Raw genomic sequence first — 20,319 nt, forward strand, 5'->3', positions numbered from 1 at the left:
CGGCTGCGCGACACGCCGGGAGGCCGTGTTCTACTTCATGTAGAAAGAACGCGCAAAACACGGTAAATTTGGTATCAAAGTATTCACATACACCGCACCGGCAGGCACCAGCATTTCCCCAGCATCACGCCGGCGCGGCAGTCATAGAAGGATGTACGCCATGGCAAGTCTCGGTGAACTGGAACGGGCAGTGATGGATCTGCTCTGGGCAGGCCAAGAAGCTGCGACCGCCAACACGCTGCGGGACCTCCTCGCACAGAGCACCCGGTCCCAGGACGGCACCGCCGGACACGAGGGCAAGGACCTCGCGGTCACCACCGTACTGACCGTGCTCTCGCGCCTCGAGCGGAAGGGGCTCGTGGAACGTGAACGCGGCACCCGCCCGCACCGCTACCAGGCCGTCTCGAGCCGCGCGGACCACACCGCGGAACTCATGCACGAGGTCCTTGGCTCGGCACCGGACCGCGAGGCCGTGCTGGCCCGGTTCATCGGTTCGGTCACGGACAACGAGGCAGAGACCCTGCGCAAGCTGTTGGGCCGCAGCTAGCGCCCGATGTTCTGGACCTCATATTTCCTGGCGGTCCTGGCGATAGTGCTGGCGTGGCCGGTGCCTGTCCTCCTCTCGCGCGCCCATTGGCCGGCGCGCTCACCCTTCATGGCGATGCTGCTGTGGCAGGCGATCGCCCTGGCCGGCGGGCTGTCCATGATCGGGGCCATGCTGGTCTACGGGCTCGAGCCCATTGGCGACAACCTGCTTTCCGGCCTCCGCGCGCTGGCGGGGATGGTCTTCAACAATGCCCCCACCACGGATCTGGGCTTCTGGCACATCTTTGCGCTCTCGGCCGCAGCCCTGCTGACGGCCCACCTGGTTTTCACCCTGCTGCTGACCTACTACAAGATCCAGCGCCAGCGCCGGCGCCACCGGGAGCTCCTGGACCTGCTGGCCTCGCCATCCTCCGACGGCCCGGGAACCGTGGTCCTGAACGTCGACTCGCCCGTCGCGTACTGCCTTCCGGGCGGCGCACGCTCCGTGACGGTTCTCTCCGACGGCCTCATGGCCGCACTGGAACCCGATGAGCTCCGCGCCGTGTTGATTCACGAGAACGCCCACCTGAGCCAGCGCCACCACCTCCTGCTGTGGGCCTTCGCCGCGTGGCGCCAGGCCCTGCCGTGGCTCCCCACCACCCGGCTGGCGCAGGAGTCGGTGAACTCCCTCATCGAAATGCTCGCCGACGACGTCGCACTCAAGACAGAGAGCAAGGCCACGCTCATCAGGGCGATTGCCATTGTGGCCAGCGGTTCCCCGGCCACTCCGGGGGCACGCCTGGCGTTCGGCGAGACAGGCCTGCCCGACGCCGACCCCAGCCAGCCCGGCGCCACCGGCGGCAGTGGCTCGGCCGGTACAACGGCGTCCCGCGTCAGCCGCCTTCTCTCGCCCCGGCCGCCGCTGTCGGAACCGCTGCGGGTCGCCGTGCTCGCATGCTGCGTGCTGCTGCTCGCCGTGCCGACGGCCCTGCTGCTGGTCCCGGGCCTGCTCGRCTAGGCAGTTCAACCCGACCGGCGGGAAGCCCCGCCGGTCCCGCCGTCGTCAGGCGTCGATGCGCTCCCGGTCCAGGTTTGCGGCTCCGGCAATGATGAAGTCCTTGCGCGGCGCCACGTCGGATCCCATGAGCAGGTCGAAAGTATCCTCGGCCTGCTTGGCGTTCTCAATCCCGACCTTGCGGAGGGTCCGGTGGCGCGGGTCCATGGTGGTTTCGGCCAGCTGCTCGGCATCCATCTCGCCGAGGCCCTTGTACCGCTGGATCGGCTCCTTGTAGCGCTTGCCTTCCTTGGCGAGCCGCGCCAGCAGGACGTGGAGCTCAGCCTCGGAGTAGGTGTAGATCATCTCGTTGGCCTTCTGGCCGGCATTGACAACCTCCACACGGTGCAGCGGCGGCACGGCTGCGAAGACCCGGCCCTCGTCGATCATCGGACGCATGTAGCGGAAGAAGAGCGTGAGCAGCAGCGTCCGGATGTGGGCGCCGTCAACGTCGGCGTCGGTCATCAGGATCACCTTGCCATAGCGGGCGGCGCTGATGTCGAAGGTCCGGCCGGAGCCGGCCCCCACCACCTGGATCAGGGCCGCGCACTCGGCGTTCGACAGCATGTCCCCCACCGAGGCCTTCTGGACGTTCAGGATCTTGCCGCGGATCGGCAGGAGCGCCTGGAAGTCCGAGGACCGGGCCAGTTTGGCAGTACCGAGCGCGGAGTCACCTTCGACGATGAACAGTTCGGAGCGTTCGACGTCGTCCGTGCGGCAGTCGGCGAGCTTGGTGGGCATGGAGGAGGTTTCCAGCGCGTTCTTCCGGCGCTGGGTTTCCTTGTGGACGCGGGCCGAGATGCGCGACTTCATCTCGCTGACGATCTTTTCCAGCAGCAGCGCAGACTGGGCCTTGTCGTTGCGGTTGGCAGAGGTCAGCTTGGCGTTGATCTCCTGCTCCACCACTTTGGCCACGATGGCCCGCACTGCCGAGGTGCCCAGGATCTCCTTGGTCTGGCCCTCGAACTGCGGTTCGGCCAGCCGGACGGTCAGGACGGCGGTCAGGCCCGCGAAGATGTCGTCTTTTTCGATCTTGTCATTGCCGGCCTTGAGTTTGCGGGCATTGGTCTCGACGGCCTTGCGGAAGGTCTTGAGCAGGGCCTGTTCGAAGCCGGACTGGTGCGTGCCGCCCTTGGGCGTGGAAATGATGTTGACGAAGGTGCGGACCGAGCTGTCGTAGCCGATCCCCCAGCGCAGTGCGACGTCGACCTCGCAGTCGCGTTCGACCTCCGCGAGCTGGCTGTGGCCTTTCTCGTCGAGGACGGGAACGGTTTCCTTGAATTTCCCGGCGCCGTGGAGGCGCCAGATGTCCGTGATGGCCGGGTCGGCGGCGAGGTAGTCGACGAACTCGGAGATGCCGCCGTCGTGGTGGAAGATCTCCTCATGCGGGCCGGATTCGCCGGGTGTGCCGGGAAGCTTGCGTTCGTCCCGGACGGTGAGCTTGAGCCCCGGGACCAGGAACGAGGTCTGGCGGGCGCGTGAGGCGAGGTCCTCGTAGGAGAACTTGGCGTCGGGCGTGAAGATCTGCCGGTCCGCCCAGTAGCGGATCCGGGTGCCGGTGACGCCGCGCTTTGCCTTGCCGACGACGTCGAGCACGGAACCGTCGATGAAGGGTTCGAAGAGGGTCGCGGGGTCCGGCTTCGTGCCCGGATCCTTGAACCGGCCGGGCTCGCCCCGGCGGAACGACATCTTGTACGTCTTGCCGCCGCGGTCCACCTCGACGTCGAGGCGGGCCGAGAGCGCGTTGACCACGGAGGCACCCACGCCGTGCAGGCCGCCGGAAGCCGTGTAGGAGCCGCCGCCAAACTTTCCACCGGCGTGCAGCTTGGTAAAGACCACCTCAACACCGGTCAGCCCGGTCTTCGGCTCGACGTCCACGGGGATGCCACGGCCGTCATCGTGGATCTCCACCGAGTTGTCCGCGTGGAGGATGATCTTGATGTCGTGGCCGAAGCCGGCGAGGGCCTCGTCGACGGAGTTGTCGATGATTTCCCAGAGGCAGTGCATGAGTCCGCGGGAATCCGTGGAGCCGATGTACATGCCCGGGCGCTTACGGACGGCCTCGAGGCCCTCCAGCACTGAGAGGTGCCGGGCGGTGTAATCAGAACTGGGTGCCACGGGTCGTGAACTCCTTACAGGTTCGGGACTGCCCCCGCGGTGTGCGCAGGGGTGCAGTCACAGTATTTAACGCTCTTCCTAGGTTAGTCGGACTCCGGGTCCTCCCCGGTTTGCCACTCCCCGCACGCGTTCTCCGGGGGCGCTCCGTTACGCAGACGTGATACGCGGACAGCGAAAGTGGGCCATCCGTGCCATGGATTGGCCCCGAATGCTGGTTATATAGGTATACCGATCTACTAAGGAGGCCGAACATGACAACAGCAGTTGCGGACCGCACACTGACCGCCGCAGACCGGTGCGATCGTTGCGGAGCACAGGCATATGTCCGGGTTGTTCTCGGTGCCTCCGGCGGTGAGCTTCTCTTCTGCGGCCACCACGCACGCGCCGTAGAACCGACGCTGAAGCCGCTCAGCTCCGACTGGCACGATGAGACCGACCGCCTTCACGAGAAGGCACCGGTCCCGGTCGACTAGACCACACCGGTCCCTGCCCGGTGCCCCAACAAGGTCCCAGGGCGAGCCCAAAAGCTCAGACCAAAGCCATCAGACCTATGAATCAGGGCCCCTCCACACCGGAGGGGCCCTGATTCGTTAACCTGATGCGTCAACTGACGTGTCCTCTGTGGGCCGCGCCGTGTGGAACCAGGGCCGCCCGGGAACAGCAACGCGGAGTCACTTCCGGCCCATTCCTCCGAGGAGGATGGGCGGAAGTGACTCCGCGTTGCTTGTGGACCGCCTTGGACCTGTGGGCCGTGGGACTTAGTCCAGGTAGTCGCGCAGGACCTGTGAGCGCGACGGGTGCCGCAGCTTGGACATGGTCTTGGATTCGATCTGGCGGATGCGCTCACGCGTCACACCGTAGACCTTGCCGATTTCGTCTAAAGTCTTCGGCTGTCCGTCGGTGAGGCCGAACCGCATGGCGACCACGCCGGCTTCGCGCTCGGACAGTGTGTCGAGCACCGAGTGCAGCTGTTCCTGCAACAGGGTGAAGCTCACCGCGTCCGCTGGAACCACGGCTTCGGAGTCCTCGATGAGGTCGCCGAACTCGGAGTCGCCGTCCTCGCCAAGCGGGGTGTGCAGCGAGATGGGCTCGCGGCCGTACTTCTGGACCTCGACGACCTTTTCCGGCGTCATGTCGAGTTCGAGCGCCAGCTCCTCGGGGGTGGGTTCGCGCCCGAGGTCCTGCAGCATCTGGCGCTGGACGCGGGCCAGCTTGTTGATGACTTCCACCATGTGCACCGGGATGCGGATGGTGCGGGCCTGGTCGGCCATGGCGCGGGTGATCGCCTGACGGATCCACCAGGTGGCGTAGGTGGAGAACTTGAAGCCCTTGGTGTAGTCGAACTTCTCGACCGCGCGGATCAGGCCCAGGTTGCCTTCCTGGATCAGGTCCAGGAACAGCATGCCGCGGCCGGTGTAGCGCTTGGCCAGCGAGACGACGAGGCGGAGGTTTGCCTCCAGCAGGTGGTTCTTGGCGCGCTTGCCGTCGTGGATGACGAATTCGAGCTCGCGCTTGAGCTTCGGATCCATGGTGCCGTCGTCGGCCGCGATCTTCTCCTCGGCGAAGAGGCCGGCCTCGATCCGCAGGGCCAGGTCCACTTCCTGCTCTGCGTTCAGCAGGGCGACCTTGCCGATCTGCTTCAGGTAGTCCTTGACGGGGTCGGCGGTGGCGCCGGCGGACATGACCTGCTGCACCGGGGCGTCGTCGTCGTCGGCATCGGAGTACACGAAGCCGGAGCCGGTGGTGGCTGCGGCCTTGCCGGCTACCTCTTCGCCTTCTACTTCGTCACCGAGTTCGGCGGGGTCGGGCGTGATGTCGTCGAGATCCTCATCGGCTTCGACTTCATCGTCATCGCCGGATGATTTGCCGGCGGCTTCTGCCGCGGCTTTGGCGCCGGGCTTGGGCCCGCGCTTCTTGGGCTCAGGCTTGGCGACTCCGGTTACGGTGTCGCCACCCTCTGCGGAAGCGGCGTCCTTGACTGCCTTGTTGGCTGCGCGCGTAGCGGCGCGCTTGGCGTTGGTCGCCGCCTTCTTCTCATCAGGGGACATTTCGGCCTGGTCGGCGGGTTCCTTCTTCGCGGAAGACGGGGTCACTGAAAACCTTTCTAGCTGCGGTCTGCGGAATCACCATACGGGCAACACCACTATGACCCTGTCAAGTCCGTGTTCAACATCAGGTGCGACCACGGCCAGCAGAGCCACTTAGTAGAACTGCTGGGGCGGCCTTAATGTTCCCTGTTTCCAAGGTTCATTGAGGGCACTTGATACACGGACCCAACCGGGTCGCGGCAACCATTGTCTCACGGTTTTCCCCGTGAGTGCCTTTCGGGACGCCGGGTCCAGAATATTGCGGCGGGTTCTCAGGCTCCGTCAGGCACTCATGCCGCGTCAGGCGCAAACTTCTGCCAGGCCGCCTCCCGCCTGGCCGCCCAGCCGCATAGCGTGCCGCGCCGGCCCAGCTCTGCCAGCAGTTCCGCCAGCCTGTACCCCGGGTGTTCCTGCAGGGCCTGGCAGTACAGGGCATCAGCGTACGAGCCGCGGCCGCGGCACCATTCGATCCAGCCACGTGCCGTCAGGGCGGCGGCAGCGGACTCCCCGTCACCAAGACGGCCGAGCTGCTCCAAGACCCGTTCGAGTCCAACCATCAAAGTCCAATCCGGAACCGATGGCGCCAGCCCGAGCAGCACCTCACCGTAGCCGGGCACCGCGTCGGTCCCCGGAACGACGCCGGGCGCCTCCGGCCGGGCCGGCTGCGGCTTGGACGGGGAACCAGCGGTGGAACCGGAGGTGGGATCGGAGACGGTACTGCGCTTCGAACCGAACCGCGGCCCTGCAAGAGGACTGGGCGTCGGTCGGAGCCGTGAAGCGGGCCTGGTTCCGGAGGGGAAGGCGGACCACGCCTCCGTGTCGAACATGCCGAAGTCCTCTGCCCCGCGTTCGGCCGCTGACCGCCCGGCGGCCGCCATGACGAGCACTGCGTCCCGCCACGAGGGTACGCACAGGCTGGCCCGCAAGTAGCTGGCCAGCTCCGGCGGCAGCTCGAGCGGCCCGCCCGCGGTCGTCCAGGGATCGGGGCTGCCGGATTCGGGGCTGCTGGGATCGAGGCTCTTGGTGGTGGGCGTCGCGGTATTGGGGACGGAGACCCCTGGTGCCGGGGAGTCCGAGGTGGCGCCGAAGGGACCCTGCTGGACGGTGGCAGCCTGCATGGCCATCGTCCAGACGTCGAGCACCTGGTCGAACTGTGCCCGGTCGCGCCGGCGCGGGGAGAATTGCTCCGCCCAGCCGGACTCGGCGGCACGCATTGCCGGGTCCACCGGCAGTGGCGGCGTCTGCGTCACGTGTGTGCCGGGGGCGGCGCCTACGCTGCTGCCGCGGTAGACCATCTCGGCGTTGAGCCTGCTGTTTTTGATCTCCTCAACCGGGCGGCCGGTTGGGCCACAGCATCCCGGATCACTGCAGTGCGCGCTGCGCCAGAATTCGGTACCGATAATCCACGCGTCCCTCAACGGCATTCCGGCTGCTTCAAGGGCAAGTTCGAGTTCGTTGAGCAGGGCAGCCCACTCCGTGCCGTCGCTGTTCGTGTCAGTGCCGTTGTCTGTGTGGGCGTCAGTGAAGAAGGCCAGCAACGATCCGTCGGCTGCCTCGTCCGCCTGCAGGTAGCTCACAACATTCCGAGCGAAGGCGGCCAACATGGCCGTGCGGCCGGATCCGGAGCGGCGTTTGCGGGTGGTGCTGCCGCGGCCGCCTGCAATGGGCTGATCCAAAGGGTCACCGCCGCTGCCGCCACCGCCGGATGCGGGGAGGTCTACGCGCAATGTGGCTCCGAGCCGTTTGCCTTGCAAGGTCATGGCCACAAGGCTGTTTTCCGGCCAGTAGCCAAGGGAATGCGGGATGAAGCCGAGGATGTCCCCGGGGCCGGTAATTCTCAGGTGATCGGGAGCTGTCATGAGCCCAGCTTCGCGGTTGGCGCGACCCCGCGGCATCCGCGGATTGCGCTATGTGGATAACCGGGTGCCGCCAAAGGTGTCATCCACTTCTGCCAAGGAGTCGACGATACCGCCCAGAACGCAACCAATACGACGGCACCGGCACTCCGACCCGCCAGGGTCCTGTCACCCCCGAATGCTGACAGGACGCTGGCGGATTGTCGTGCCGCCGTCGATTATTTCGCGGCGGATCCGCCCAAGGCTGCCGCGTTCGCCGCGGCGATTCGGCGAATCTCCTTGACTTTCTCGATCTGCGGAGCAAGCTCCTGCATGCGGGTTGTCAGGTACTTGTCCAGGACTTTGTCCAGCGCGGAGTGGAACCCGGTCTTGTCCCGGCAGACGGCGTCGGTGACGGCGATTCTGAACTCTTCCTGGCCACCTGCAGCCGTACCCGCCTCGGCTGCCTGGCGCGGGTCCGCAAAGGAGGGGTAGGGGCTCTCCTTCATGCAGTCCGCCCAGCCGGTGACGGCTTTGGTAATTCCTGAGTCTCCGGAGGCGGACAGACTGGCCGGGAGGACTGAGTTGTAGGCGATGCCGGTGGCAAGCATGTAGTTTTCCGCGCTGCCGTAAATCTGTGCCATGGCTTCGCCGCGGCATCCAGCCGAGGACGTTCCCATACCGCCCACCGTGGACATTGACGCGGTGTCCTCGGGGCCGGTGAGTGCCTTGGTGAAGGCCGGATTGGCGAAGAGTTTGCCGTCCGCGGACTCGGGAGCCGGCTCATGGGGTCCTTGCGGCCCGGTGCTGGCGTAGCCGCTGGCCTTGGCGACCTCGACCGTGAGCCGTTTGAATCCGATGGCCCCGTTGAGGTCCATGGTCATCTCGGAGCTTGGCGGCGTGTAGTCAAAGCCGGCCTGGGCCATGCAGCGCCGGACAGCCTCCCGCATGCCCTTTTCGGCGATCGGATCTGTTGAGGCGTAGGCCTCTGCTTGGCGGATGACGCCGGGGGCGGGCTCCGGGGACGCGGTGACCGACGCGGCCGGGATGGCGGCAGCAGCAAGCGCGGCGCCGGTGCCGAGGATCAGCACTGCTGCGCCGAAGATTTTCTTCATGGTGGACTCCTTCGATTGATTTGGGCAATGCTGTGGCCGGCCTTGCCCCTGTGGGAAGGCCTCGGCGGCTGGGACGGTGCAGCGGTGGCGGCTAGTTGAGGACGTTGTTTTCGTAGGCAAAGGCGACTAGCTGGATGCGATTCTTCAGCTTCAGTTTCGCCAGGATGCTGCCCACGTGGGACTTCACGGTCGCCTCGCTCAGCACCAGTGAGGCAGCGATCTCGGCGTTGCCTAGCCCTTTTGCGGTTAGCAGGAACACGTCGCGTTCCCTGCCGGACAACTCTGCCAGAGCAGCGTCGTTCCCGGCAGAGGGCGTGGTGTAGTCGCGCAGCAGTTCGTTGGTGATGGCCGGTGCGATGACCGAGTGCCCGGAGTGGACCGTTCGGATGGCGGCCAGGAGGAAATCGGGGGTGGTGTCTTTGGTCAGGAAGCCGGCAGCGCCGGCCTGGATGGCCCGGACGACGGCTTCGTCATGCTGGATCGTGGTCAGAACGATGATCTTGGTGGCAGTTCCACTGGACTTTGCCAGGATTGTCCGTGTGGCCGTAATGCCGTCCATGACAGGCATCCGAATGTCCATCAGGAGCACGTCGGGGCATTTCTCCTGCACGAGGTCGACGGCGGCCTGCCCGTTGACGGCTTCGCCTACAAGATCCATGTCCTCCTGGCTGCGCAGGATCATCTTGAGTCCGGCGCTGAACAGCGGCTGGTCATCGGCCAGGGCAATCCGAATCGGGGTGACTGTCACAGCAGCGCTCCGTTCAGGACCGGAACTTCAGCTGTCGCGGGAACTGAATCCGGGTACCGGTCAGGTCCGGTCGCAGGGAGGAAGGCCAGCACTTCGAAGACCTCTTCTCCCCGGACTGTTTCCACCCATCCGCCGGCGGCTGAGGCTCGGGCCTTCATGCCCACTATCCCGCGACCAGGTGTGGTGGTCTCCGGTGTCACGCCTGGGCCGGTGATCAGGGACGATCTGCTACGCAGTTCGAGGGAGTCCGCGGTCCAGACCAGGTACAGGTGCGTGCCCTGACTCCGGTCCCCGTGCTTGAAGGCGTTGGTCAGGCTTTCCTGTGCCAGGCGATAAACGGTCAGCTCCTGGGCGGCGGTCAAGTCCCACGGTTCGCCCGTAGTTTCGATCGTGACAGGCATGCCGCTGGCGCTCAGCCGTTCGGCTAGAACCCCCAGATCTTCAACCCCGTGAGTCGGGTGGTCGCTGATCGCCGCGGAGAAGCCTTCGATCAGCCGGCGGGTTTCGACCAGCGCAGTCCTCGCCGATTCGGCGATGATCTTGGAGGCCCCTTCGACGGATTCCGGTTCTGCGCGGTGGATGAAGCGAATCCCGTCGGCTTGGGCCACGATCACTGTCAACGAATGCGCCAGGACATCGTGCAGCTCCCTGGCGATTCTGTTGCGCTCCTGTTCGAGAGCGAGTTCGGTCGTTGTTTCCCGGAGCCGGCTTTCGGCTGCGAGCTGCGCTCTCCGGCTCCGGGATGCGCTACGTACTGTCATGCCTACGGCCCAGGCGGCGAGGTTGAGGGCGGCGAACGCTCCGAAAATCAGAAAAGCGTATGTGAAGGTTCGCAATAGACCCGTGCCGTAGATCGGGCTGGCGAAGATGACGTTGATCCAGGTCTGGTCGGCGAACCAGTTCACGGTTGTGATGCCGGCGAATATGACGGCAGACACGGGTGCCACCCAGCGGCTACGGGTTCGCCAACCGATGACGGCGAAGAAGATGACCACGGGAACCGCAACGTAGCTCAGGACGCCGGACAGGAAGACCGGCGGGAGGACCGCGAGGCTCTGCATTACCAGGGCGGYGAAGACAAGCCCAAGGGCGGCCGCCGGCAGGATCTCGGCCACCGCGACACCCGTCAAGAGCGCCAGCAGCAGGGCACTGTTCTGGTCGAAATGGCGCTCCTCCAGGATAAGGAGGGTCCCCATGAGCAGCACAGCCGAGGCCGGTGCCGCGAAGGGTCTCAGCGACTGGATCGTTTTGAACATGCCTTCACCCTAAGCGGGCTTCCACACCAGGGACGCTGATTCTGAGTGAGTTCCACCCGGATGATGAACAACTTCACTCTCACGGATGATCCATCAGCCGGGCCTGGCGTTGCGGAGGCACGTTCACTTCGGCGCAGGTGCCATGAGCGTCTGCCCCAAACCGCCCCCGCCTAGCAACGGTTCAGGGCGTGCGGCGACGCTCCGCGACCAGCCTGCGCTGCGCGGCGAGAGTCTTGAGCAGCGGCGGAACCATGACGCCCTGGGCAGCCATCTGGCGCCGGACTTTCCGCCTGGTTGTGATGATGCCAATGGCTCCCCCGGCCAACAGCAGGAACTGCACGCTGAGGGCGACGCGGAACGAATCCAGGCCGTAGAGCTCCCCCTGGGAGAACCCGCTGGCATGCAGGAGGTCGAGCATCAGCCCAATGAGGTAGATGGACACGAGCGCGGCGATGAAGCCACCGACGTTGACGATTCCGGTGGCGGTGCCGAGCCGGTGCGCCGGGTTGAAGGTCCGGGCGAAGTCGAAGCCAATCATGGACCCGGGACCGCCGACGGCCAAGGTCACCACCAGAACGGCCAGAAGCCACAGGGGTGCCCGTCCGGGCAGCAGCAGAACGGCTGCCCAGGCCGCAGCGGTGCAGCCGGAAATCAGGAGCACCATGGTGGAGCGACGCAGCGGGTGCCGGGCAACGAATCTGCCCATCAGGGGTCCGGCGGCAATGGCGGCGGCGACGTACAGCGACATGAGTGCCGAGACTGTTCCCCGGTCCAGGCCCTGGGCGGAGATCAGGAACGGGTAGCCCCACGTCATGGCAAAGACCGTGCCGCTGAACTGGACGGTGAAGTGGCTCCACAGCCCGAGCCGGGTCCCGGGTTGCCGCCAGGCGTGCCCTAGGGAAATGCCTGTGGCCCGCAGTCCCTGGGACTTTTCCGGAGCGGGGTGCCCGGGCGGAAGGTCCTGGAGCAGGAGCAGCACCAGCACCACAGCGAGGCCCGACATCGCCGCAAGCGTCAGGAAAGCAGGGGTCCACCCTGCGGCGTGCAGGATCATGGCGAAAGGCACCACGCTGAAAAGCTGGCCCAGCTGTCCGGACATGCCGGTCAGCTGCGTCAGCAGCGGCACCCGGGCAGGGGCGAACCAGAGCGGGATGAGCCGGATCACGGAAATGAACGTCATGGCGTCGCCGGCGCCCACCAGGACCCTTCCCAGGACTCCGCCGGGGATGTTGTCGGCAAAAGCCAGTTGCAGCTGACCGAGGCCCATCAGGACACCTCCGCCGGCCAGCATGGCGCGGGAGCCGAACCGGTCCACGAGGATGCCCACGGGAATCTGCAGCGCGGCATAGACCAGCAGCTGCAGCACGGTGAAGAAGGAGATCTCGGCCGCTGTGGCGTGGAAGCGTTCCGTTGCCTCCAGGCCCACAACCCCGAACGAGGTGCGCTGGCTGACCGCCACGAGATAGGCAAAGATCCCAACGATCCAGATCAGCCAGGCGCGGGGAGAGGTCACTCCCCCATTATGCCCGGTCCTTCATAAATAGTATTTATTCGCCGGGTTCTTTACGGGCCAGGTACGCTTCCACGGCGGCACCCAGGGCATCGGCGTTGGGAATCTGGTCGTTCTCGTCCGCCAGCAGCGACCGCCGGACCGTCCCCTCGGCCTTTTCGTCGTACCGGGTCTCCAGCCGTGAGACCACCTGCTGGACTTCCTCGGACGCCTCGATCTGCTCGGCGATCTGCCGGCCCACTTCACGGCCTGCCTCGCGCAGGCGGTCCGTCGGCAGCATCAGGGACGTCGCCGCGCCCAGGTACTCGAGTCCGGCCACGGCGGCCGTGGGGTACTCGGCTTCGGCCAGGTAGTGCGGCACGTGGATCACATAGCCTGCGACGTTCCGGCCCGCTTCCGTCAGCCGCAGCTCCAGGATGTGGCCCACCGCAGCCGGAACCTCCACGGTCGGTTTCCAGACGGAGATGCCCTCGATCAGCTCGGGCCGGTTGCCGTGCACGGTTACCCCGACCGGCCGGGTGTGGGGCACGGGCATCGGGATCGAATGGATCCAGGTGACGAGGTTGACCTCCAGCTCCTCGACGATCCCGACGACGGCGCGCGCGAAGCGCTCCCATTGCAGGTCCGGCTCGAACCCGGCAAGGAGCAGGAACGGGCTGCCCAGCCCGTCGACGAGCCGGTAGAGGGCCAGGGTAGGTGCCTGGTAATCCTGCAGGTGGTCTTCGACAAAGCTGATCTGCGGGCGCCGGGACCGGTAATCGATCAGCTGGTCGGCGTCGAACTCGGCAATCATCTCGGCATCGAGCGTGTCCAGCAGTTCGGCGGTGATCTGCCGGACCACGTGGCCGGCGTCGGCGAAGCCGGTGAACCCCATGACGAGGTTGAGTCCGCGCAGTCCGGTGCTGGAGAACAGCGCGTCATCACGGATGTAGAGCGACTGGGGATCCAGCAAAGAGCCGGAAATCCGTTCAATCACGGCGTGTTCCTTTCACGATGGCGGCGATGGGAGAAGCGGGGTGCGGTCCCTTGTCCGGACGGCCAGGCAAGTTCTGGACAACCGGGCAAATTCCGCACAGTCAGGCAGGTCCTGCCGCACGGCCAGTCCCAGGGAGGATCACCGCATGGCAGCGCCGCTATCTCTAACAACGCCTCGGCGCCCGGGCTAATTCCTGCCCGGGGTGTGCTCCAGCTCTCATTCGATTGAAATTCCGGACTGCCAAGAGACTACGATCGGACATGGCCCCAGGGCCTGTAGTACAGACACCGGGTTGTGTCCCAGACCGACGGCGCCCCCGGGATCCGTGGCAGGGCGCCAAACATGCAGCTCCTGCCGAATATCACCGAGAACCATCACAGAGAATTGAGGACTGTCCTCGTGGTCAAGAATAGTGAAGTCAAACTTAGTGCAGTCGCAGGGGATTTGAAGAAGTCCCCCAGCGACGCCCTCGTCATCGGCGTCGGACAGGGTCCCGACGGGCCCGTCCTGCTCGACAATCCGCTGACGGCCAAGGCCGCGGAGGCCCTGGCGGAATCACTGAGCGTTCTTGGCATCACCGGCGCGGCCGACCAGGCCCACCGCCTGCCGGGCCTGCCCGAGGTTGGCGCCACCATCCTGCTCCTCGCCGGCGTCGGCAAGCTGCCGGCGGCTAAGGTCTCAGCGACGCAGCCGCTGTCCGAGGAAGCCCTGCGCCGCGCCGCCGGCTCGGCTGTCCGCCAGCTGGCCGGCGTCAGCACCGTGACCCTGGCATTTCCGACGACGACCCTCGCCGAGGTCGCGGCGGTCGCCGAGGGCGCCGCGATGGGCGCCTACTCCTACACCGAGTTCCGTTCCTCCCGGGACGGGCTCAAGGATCCGGTGAAGAATGTCGTCATCCGCACCGACTTCGCCGCGGACAAGGCGCTGCAGCCGGTCCTGAACCGGGCGTCCCTGATCGGCACGGCCGTGAACGCGACGCGCACCCTGGTGAACCAGCCGCCGAGCCACCTCTACCCCGAGACCTTCGCCGACGCCGCCAAGGAGCTGTCAAAGGGCCTGCCCGTCAAGGTGACGGTCTGGGACGAGAAGCGCCTCGAGAAGGAAGGCTTCGGCGGCATCCTCGGCGTCGGCAAGGGCTCCACCCGGCAGCCGCGCCTCGTAAAGGTCGAGTACACCCCTGCGAAGGCCACCGCCAAGATCGCCCTCGTGGGTAAGGGCATTACCTTCGACACCGGCGGCATCTCCATCAAGCCGGCCTTGGGCATGGGTGAGATGAAGAGCGACATGGCGGGCGCCGCCGTCGTCCTTAACACCGTCCTGGCCCTGGCGGGCCTCGGCCTGCCCGTCAAGGCGACGGCGTGGCTCTGCATCGCCGAAAACATGCCCTCCGGCGCCGCCCAGCGTCCCGCCGACGTCCTGACGATATTCGGCGGCAAGACCGTCGAGGTCCTCAACACCGACGCCGAGGGCCGCCTGGTCATGGCTGACGGCATTGTCGCCGCCAGCCAGGAGTTCCCCGACGCCATCATCGACGTCGCGACGCTCACCGGCGCCCAGTTGATCGCCCTCGGCGACCGCACCGCCGGCGTCATGGGCTCCGAGTCCCTTACCGGTGCCATCAAGGCCGCCGCGGACCGGGCGGGCGAGCTCGTCTGGCCGATGCCGCTGCCGGAAGAACTGCGCGCAAGCCTGGACTCCCAGGTCGCGGACATCGCCAACATCGGCGAACGCCATGGCGGCATGATGACCGCTGCTGTGTTCCTGCGCGAATTCGTGGGCAAGGGCAAGGACGGCGAACAGATCCCGTGGGCCCACATCGACATCGCCGGCCCGTCGTTCAACAACGGCAGTCCCTACGGCTACAACCACAAACAGGGCACGGGCTGCACCGTCCGCACCCTGGTGGCCTACGTCGAGGACATCCTCGCCAAGACCGCCTAGCCGCACTGCCGTCCAGGCTTCCGCGCGCTTTGTGACCGGGGCTGTGATGCCCCGGCCACAAAGCCGCGTGACACTGGACACAAAGCGCTCCACAAACGCCTTGGCAAGGTGGAGCATGTATTAGTGGTTCGCTAAGGTGAACTGCGGTAGACCCAAATGAAGTAGTCACAAATGAAAGGGAACCGGCCCGCTGGCATAATCACGGCAGGCAAGTTCCAAGACCAGATGATGCGTACTCTCGTGTCATCGTTCACGCGAGGGAGCGTTTTAGTGGCCGATCAGGCAACTGCGCAAGAATTCGACATCCTGGTACTCGGCGGCGGCAGCGGCGGCTACGCCACCGCGCTGCGTGCTGTCCAGCTCGGCCTCACCGTCGGCCTCATCGAAAAGGGCAAGCTCGGCGGCACGTGCCTCCACAACGGCTGTATCCCCACCAAGGCGCTGCTGCACTCCGCAGAGCTGGCGGACCACGCCCGTGACGCGTCCAAGTACGGCGTCAACGTGACCCTCGACAGCATCGACATCAACGCTGTCAATGCGTACAAGGACGGCATCATTGCCGGCAAGTTCAAGGGCCTGCAGGGCCTGATCAAGGGCAAGAAGGGCATCACCGTCATTGAGGGTGAGGGCAAGCTTCAGGGCACCGACACCGTCGTCGTGAACGGCACCGCATACAAGGGCAAGAACATTGTCCTCGCGACCGGCTCTTACTCCCGCACCCTCCCGGGCCTGGAAATCGGCGGCAAGGTCATCACCTCCGACGAAGCACTCACCATGGATTACATTCCCAAGAGCGCGATCATCCTGGGCGGCGGCGTGATCGGCGTCGAGTTCGCCTCGGTCTGGAAGTCTTTCGGCGTCGACGTCACCATCGTCGAAGGCCTCCCGTCGCTGGTTCCGAATGAGGACGCCACGATCGTCAAGGCCTTCGAGCGCGCCTTCAAGAAGCGCGGCATCAAGTTCTCCACCGGTGTCTTCTTCCAGGGTGTCGAGCAGAACGACGACGGCGTCAAGGTCACCCTGGTCGACGGCAAGACGTTCGARGCCGACCTCCTGCTCGTCGCCGTCGGCCGCGGCCCCGTCACGGCCAACCTCGGTTACGAAGAGGCCGGGATCACGATCGACCGCGGCTTCGTCATCACCAACGAGCGCCTTCACACCGGCGTCGGCAACATCTTCGCCGTCGGCGACATCGTTCCCGGCGTCCAGCTGGCGCACCGCGGCTACCAGCAGGGCATTTTCGTCGCCGAAGAGATCGCCGGCCTGAAGCCCGTGATCGTCGAAGATGTCAACATCCCCAAGGTCACCTACTCCGAACCCGAAATCGCCACCGTCGGATACAGCGAGAAGGCCGCCAAGGAGAAGTTCGGCGAGGACCAGATCCAGACCCAGGAATACAACCTGGCCGGCAACGGCAAGAGCTCCATCCTGGGCACGAGCGGCCTGGTCAAGCTGGTCCGCCAGAAGGACGGCCCCGTGGTCGGCGTCCACATGATCGGCGCCCGCATGGGCGAGCAGATCGGTGAAGCCCAGCTGATCGTGAACTGGGAAGCCTACCCGGAGGACGTGGCCCAGCTGGTCCACGCCCACCCCACCCAGAACGAATCCCTGGGCGAGGCGCACCTGGCGCTGGCTGGCAAGCCGCTMCACGGCTAAGCAACTGCGCCCGCACCACCGCAAGAACTCAGAGTTTGGTGCACCCGGCCCGAAATGCCGGGTGCACTAAGCTCGACCAAGGCAGCAATCATCCGCACTAAAGATCAATAAGGAGAACGGGGACGATATGTCTGAATCCGTTAACTTGCCCGCCCTCGGTGAGAGCGTCACCGAAGGAACCGTCACCCGCTGGCTCAAGCAGGTCGGTGACCGGGTAGAGGTGGACGAGCCGCTGCTCGAAGTCTCCACCGACAAAGTAGACACCGAGATCCCCTCTCCGATCGCCGGCGTGATTGAGGAAATCCTCGTCGCCGAAGATGAGACCGCTGAAGTTGGCGCCCCGCTGGTGCGCATCGGCTCAGGCGACACCGCGTCGGCTGCCGCAGAGGCTCCGGCCGCCGCACCCGCCGAAGAGGCACCTGCTGCAGCCCCGGCCGCTGAAGAGGCACCGCCCCCCGCCGCCGAAGCCCCCGCCGCACCGGCCGCCGAGGCACCTGCCGCGGCTCCGGCCGGCGAAGGACACGACGTCACGCTGCCGGCCCTCGGTGAGAGCGTCACCGAAGGCACCGTTACCCGCTGGCTGAAGAGCGTCGGCGACACCGTCGAGGTCGACGAGCCGCTGCTCGAGGTCTCCACCGACAAGGTCGACACCGAAATCCCGTCCCCGGTTGCCGGCACCCTGCTGGAAATCCGCGTGAACGAGGACGAGACCGCCGAGGTCGGTTCCGTCCTGGCCGTCATCGGTTCCGGCGCCGCGGCCCCGGCTGCCCCGGCACCGGCAGCAGCACCCGCACCGGCTCAGGAAGCCCCGAAGCAGGAAGCTCCGGCTGCACCCGCACCGGCAGCAGCTCCCGCCGCCCCGGCTCCCGCGGCCCCCGCACCGGCAGCAGCCCCGGCCGCCCCGGCCGCCCCCGCTCCGGCGGCAGCAGCCGCACCGGCAGAATCCGGCTACGTCACTCCCCTGGTCCGCAAGCTGGCCAACCAGCAGGGCGTCGACATCGCCGCAGTGACCGGCACCGGCGTCGGCGGCCGCATCCGCAAGCAGGATGTCCTGGACGCTGCCGAGGCACAGGCCGCACCGGCCGCAGCCGCACCGGCAACCGCCTCGGCTCCCGCCGCCGCCCCGGTCTCTGCTGCCGCGTCGGCACTGCGCGGCACCGTCCAGAAGGCCCCGCGCATCCGCCAGGTCATCGCCCGCCGCATGCGCGAGTCCCTGGACATCTCCACCCAGCTGACCCAGGTCCATGAGGTCGACATGACCAAGGTGGCCAAGCTGCGCGCCAAGGCCAAGAACTCCTTCCAGGCCCAGAACGGCTCCAAGCTGACCTTCCTGCCCTTCATCGCCAAGGCTGTTGCCGAAGCGCTGAAGCAGCACCCGAAGATCAACGCCTCCTACGACGAGGACAAGCAGGAGATCACGTACCACAACGCCGAACACCTGGCGATCGCCGTGGACACCGACAAGGGCCTGCTGGTCCCGGTCATCGCCGACGCCGGCAACCTGAACCTCGCCGGCCTGGCCGGTAAGATCGCCGACGTCGCGGACCGCACCCGCAACGGCAAGATCGGCCCGGACGAGCTCTCCGGCGGAACCTTCAGCATCACCAACATCGGTTCCGTGGGCGCGCTCTTCGACACCCCGATCATCAACCAGCCGCAGGTCGCCATCCTCGGCACCGGCGCGATCGTCAAGCGCGCCGTGGTGGTCTCCGATGAGAACGGCGATGACTCACTGGCGATCCGCTCCATGATGTATCTCTCCCTGACGTACGACCACCGCCTGGTGGACGGCGCCGACGCGGGACGCTTCCTGCAGACGCTGAAGGCACGCCTCGAAGCGGGCGCGTTCGAAGCAGACCTGGGCCTCTAGGCCCCAGGCAAAACGTTAGACCCACACCGACGGCGACGGCGGTGCGGGACCGGTGGACAACCACCAGTCTCCGCACCGCCGTCGCTGTTTTACCGGTCCTGCACTCCCCACCCGGCGGGTCTTACTACGCTGTGTAGAATTCTCTGGCTAGACTGTGCACATGAAAATCGCCATCGACATCCTGGTCTTCCTGCACATCCTGGGCGCTGCCGCAATCGTCGGCGGCTGGTTCGCCACCTTCAAGAAGCCCACTGTCCTGCCGGTGCAGCTCTATGGTGCCATTGCCCAGCTGGTCACCGGCCTGGCGCTAGTAGGGATCTTGGGTGCCACCCACGAACCGGTCAACTACGTCAAGATCGCCGTCAAATTGCTGATCGCCGTCGTTGTTCTCGTTGCCGCTGTGATCGGGTACCGGAAGGCCGCTTCCGGCGCTGCCGTCTCCAAGGGTTTGGCACACGCGGTGGGTGGGATGGCACTGATCAACATCGCAGTCGCCACGCTCTGGAACTGATTCCGGACGACACTTCCGATCGTGGCGCCGCACCCCTCACCCGGGGGTGCGGCGCCGCTGTCTTTAAAGCGGCACTGTCATTTAAGCGCAACTGTGGTTAGGCCGGCCTGTCAGTCGCCGGCGATGCAGAACTCATTGCCTTCGGGATCCTGCATGACGTCCCAATGGAAATCGCCAATGTCGTTTCCCTCCACGAATCGGGCACCCAGGGCCTCGGCGTGGGCACGCAACGCCGAGGGGTCGGACCCGTGGATGTCCAGGTGCAGGCGGCGCCTGCCCTCCGAAGGCTGCTGAACCTGCTGGAAGGCCAGCTGAGGGGCTCCGGGGCCGGCCGGGTGGAGCCAGAGGAACTGTTCGAAACGGGAGGACACCGCTGTGCCCAGCAGCGCGGCCCAGAACCGGGCCAGGCGTTCGGCGTCGACGGCGTTGACCATGATCGTGGCGATGCGCACTGACGGCGACGCAGGCACCTGCGCATCTTGAGTGGTTTCCATGACGACACTGTACGGACGGCACACTACTGGGTCACAATCCTCTGACAGCGGAACCCCCGTGCGGGGGCCGCACAGAATCCCTAGGATTGATCACGGCAGGATCCGGCACCTGGCCGGATCGCTGATTCACATCGACGTCGAGGAGTGGACATGGCAACAACACGCACCGCACACACTGTATGGAATGGCGACCTGATGACAGGCGCCGGCAACACCACCCTGGACAGCTCCGGGCTGGGCAACTTCGACGTCACCTGGAAGGCACGCGCCGAGGCCGCCGAGGGCAAGACCAGCCCCGAGGAGCTCATCGCGGCAGCGCACTCGGCCTGCTTCTCCATGGCATTCAGCAACGGCCTGGCCCAGGCCGGCTTCACGGCCGAGGAGATTAACACCAAGGCCGACGTGACGTTCCAGCCCGGCACCGGGATCACCGGCAGCCACCTCACCGTTGCCGCGCGGGTCCCCGGCATCTCCGCGGATGACTTCCAGCGGCTGGCCGGTGAAGCCAAGGTCGGCTGTCCCGTGTCCGCCGCCCTGACCGGCATCGAGATCACCCTGGACGCCACGCTGGCCTCCTAAGTCCCACCGCAGGCCAAGAGCCGCAGGACAGCGTCCGCGGTACG

Annotated in this window: 17 protein-coding genes; 8 read left to right on the forward strand and 9 right to left on the reverse strand. The window is 66.1% G+C overall.

All coding sequences use genetic code 11. From position 1 onward, the window contains the following. Window positions 1-160 precede the first annotated feature (160 nt). Together AB4089_RS13950 and AB4089_RS13955 are read left to right on the forward strand one after the other, a co-directional pair. Entirely contained in the window at window positions 161-547 is a 387-nt protein-coding gene (locus AB4089_RS13950) for a BlaI/MecI/CopY family transcriptional regulator (RefSeq protein ID WP_441409875.1), read from the forward strand. Between the two features lie 6 nt (window positions 548-553). Continuing rightward, complete coding sequence (locus AB4089_RS13955) at window positions 554-1,543, forward strand: M56 family metallopeptidase (protein ID WP_441409876.1); 990 nt, start codon at window positions 554-556, stop codon at window positions 1,541-1,543. Window positions 1,544-1,588: 45 nt separating this feature from the next. On the opposite strand, the gene AB4089_RS13960 is transcribed toward AB4089_RS13955, so the two are convergent. Then, window positions 1,589-3,697: a DNA gyrase/topoisomerase IV subunit B gene (locus AB4089_RS13960; RefSeq protein WP_441409877.1), complete on the reverse strand. Its 2,109-nt coding sequence runs from the start codon at window positions 3,695-3,697 to the stop codon at window positions 1,589-1,591. A 251-nt stretch (window positions 3,698-3,948) separates the two neighbouring features. On the opposite strand from AB4089_RS13960, the gene AB4089_RS13965 reads away from it, so the two are divergent. Continuing rightward, window positions 3,949-4,170, forward strand: a complete 222-nt coding sequence (locus AB4089_RS13965) for a DUF7455 domain-containing protein (RefSeq protein ID WP_208748566.1) — start codon at window positions 3,949-3,951, stop codon at window positions 4,168-4,170. A gap of 285 nt (window positions 4,171-4,455) precedes the next feature. Here the strand turns inward: AB4089_RS13965 and AB4089_RS13970 are convergent, their stop codons facing one another. The 7 genes from AB4089_RS13970 to AB4089_RS14000 form a co-directional block, all read right to left on the reverse strand. Then, window positions 4,456-5,790: an RNA polymerase sigma factor gene (locus AB4089_RS13970; RefSeq protein WP_441409878.1), complete on the reverse strand. Its 1,335-nt coding sequence runs from the start codon at window positions 5,788-5,790 to the stop codon at window positions 4,456-4,458. 284 nt (window positions 5,791-6,074) lie between these two features. Further along, window positions 6,075-7,643 carry a DUF4192 family protein gene (locus AB4089_RS13975; RefSeq protein ID WP_441409879.1) on the reverse strand — a complete coding sequence of 523 codons (1,569 nt, stop codon included), beginning with the start codon at window positions 7,641-7,643 and terminating at the stop codon, window positions 6,075-6,077. A gap of 215 nt (window positions 7,644-7,858) precedes the next feature. Continuing rightward, the gene (locus tag AB4089_RS13980; RefSeq protein WP_441409880.1) at window positions 7,859-8,734 is read right to left on the reverse strand and encodes a hypothetical protein; all 876 of its coding nucleotides are present in this window, start codon (window positions 8,732-8,734) and stop codon (window positions 7,859-7,861) included. A gap of 91 nt (window positions 8,735-8,825) precedes the next feature. Continuing rightward, a complete protein-coding gene (locus tag AB4089_RS13985) occupies window positions 8,826-9,482 on the reverse strand; it encodes a response regulator (protein ID WP_441409881.1) in 657 nt (218 codons plus the stop codon). After that, a complete protein-coding gene (locus AB4089_RS13990; RefSeq protein WP_441409882.1) occupies window positions 9,479-10,738 on the reverse strand; it encodes a sensor histidine kinase in 1,260 nt (419 codons plus the stop codon). Before AB4089_RS13990 ends, AB4089_RS13985 begins: the two co-directional genes overlap by 4 nt. A gap of 181 nt (window positions 10,739-10,919) precedes the next feature. Further along, window positions 10,920-12,251, reverse strand: a complete 1,332-nt coding sequence (locus AB4089_RS13995; RefSeq protein ID WP_441409883.1) for an MFS transporter — start codon at window positions 12,249-12,251, stop codon at window positions 10,920-10,922. A 34-nt stretch (window positions 12,252-12,285) separates the two neighbouring features. Continuing rightward, on the reverse strand, window positions 12,286-13,224 hold the full coding sequence (locus AB4089_RS14000; RefSeq protein ID WP_441409884.1) for a proteasome assembly chaperone family protein: 939 nt from the start codon (window positions 13,222-13,224) through the stop codon (window positions 12,286-12,288). 399 nt (window positions 13,225-13,623) lie between these two features. Between AB4089_RS14000 and AB4089_RS14005 the strand changes: the two genes are divergently transcribed. The 4 genes from AB4089_RS14005 to AB4089_RS14020 all read left to right on the forward strand — a co-directional run bounded on the left by AB4089_RS14005 (window position 13,624) and on the right by AB4089_RS14020 (window position 19,202). Further along, window positions 13,624-15,165 carry a leucyl aminopeptidase gene (locus AB4089_RS14005; RefSeq protein ID WP_441409897.1) on the forward strand — a complete coding sequence of 514 codons (1,542 nt, stop codon included), beginning with the start codon at window positions 13,624-13,626 and terminating at the stop codon, window positions 15,163-15,165. A 270-nt stretch (window positions 15,166-15,435) separates the two neighbouring features. Continuing rightward, window positions 15,436-16,821 (forward strand): dihydrolipoyl dehydrogenase, encoded by a 1,386-nt coding sequence (gene lpdA / locus AB4089_RS14010; protein WP_441409885.1) that lies wholly within the window; start codon window positions 15,436-15,438, stop codon window positions 16,819-16,821. 127 nt (window positions 16,822-16,948) lie between these two features. After that, window positions 16,949-18,691: a 2-oxoglutarate dehydrogenase, E2 component, dihydrolipoamide succinyltransferase gene (gene sucB / locus AB4089_RS14015; RefSeq protein WP_441409886.1), complete on the forward strand. Its 1,743-nt coding sequence runs from the start codon at window positions 16,949-16,951 to the stop codon at window positions 18,689-18,691. Between the two features lie 160 nt (window positions 18,692-18,851). Beyond that, a complete protein-coding gene (locus AB4089_RS14020) occupies window positions 18,852-19,202 on the forward strand; it encodes a hypothetical protein (RefSeq protein ID WP_441409887.1) in 351 nt (116 codons plus the stop codon). A 110-nt stretch (window positions 19,203-19,312) separates the two neighbouring features. Here AB4089_RS14020 and AB4089_RS14025 read toward each other — a convergent pair whose 3' ends face one another. Beyond that, window positions 19,313-19,696, reverse strand: coding sequence for a VOC family protein (locus AB4089_RS14025; protein WP_441409888.1), 384 nt, complete (start codon window positions 19,694-19,696; stop codon window positions 19,313-19,315). A 150-nt stretch (window positions 19,697-19,846) separates the two neighbouring features. On the opposite strand from AB4089_RS14025, the gene AB4089_RS14030 reads away from it, so the two are divergent. Next, on the forward strand, window positions 19,847-20,275 hold the full coding sequence (locus tag AB4089_RS14030) for an OsmC family protein (protein ID WP_090581955.1): 429 nt from the start codon (window positions 19,847-19,849) through the stop codon (window positions 20,273-20,275). Window positions 20,276-20,319: the final 44 nt, after the last annotated feature.

Source organism: Arthrobacter sp. 2MCAF15 (genome assembly GCF_052115605.1).
In the GTDB taxonomy this organism is placed as follows: Bacteria; Actinomycetota; Actinomycetes; order Actinomycetales; family Micrococcaceae; genus Arthrobacter.

What these genes read in the sequence shown, in the direction of transcription:
- AB4089_RS13950 (WP_441409875.1), top strand. Translation starts at nt 161, where the DNA reads ATGGCAAGTCTCGGTGAACTGGAACGGGCAGTGATGGATCTGCTCTGG.
- AB4089_RS13965 (WP_208748566.1), top strand. Translation starts at nt 3,949, where the DNA reads ATGACAACAGCAGTTGCGGACCGCACACTGACCGCCGCAGACCGGTGC.
- AB4089_RS13975 (WP_441409879.1), bottom strand. Translation starts at nt 7,643, where the DNA reads ATGACAGCTCCCGATCACCTGAGAATTACCGGCCCCGGGGACATCCTC.
- AB4089_RS13980 (WP_441409880.1), bottom strand. Translation starts at nt 8,734, where the DNA reads ATGAAGAAAATCTTCGGCGCAGCAGTGCTGATCCTCGGCACCGGCGCC.
- sucB (WP_441409886.1), top strand. Translation starts at nt 16,949, where the DNA reads ATGTCTGAATCCGTTAACTTGCCCGCCCTCGGTGAGAGCGTCACCGAA.
- AB4089_RS14020 (WP_441409887.1), top strand. Translation starts at nt 18,852, where the DNA reads ATGAAAATCGCCATCGACATCCTGGTCTTCCTGCACATCCTGGGCGCT.
- AB4089_RS14025 (WP_441409888.1), bottom strand. Translation starts at nt 19,696, where the DNA reads ATGGAAACCACTCAAGATGCGCAGGTGCCTGCGTCGCCGTCAGTGCGC.
- AB4089_RS14030 (WP_090581955.1), top strand. Translation starts at nt 19,847, where the DNA reads ATGGCAACAACACGCACCGCACACACTGTATGGAATGGCGACCTGATG.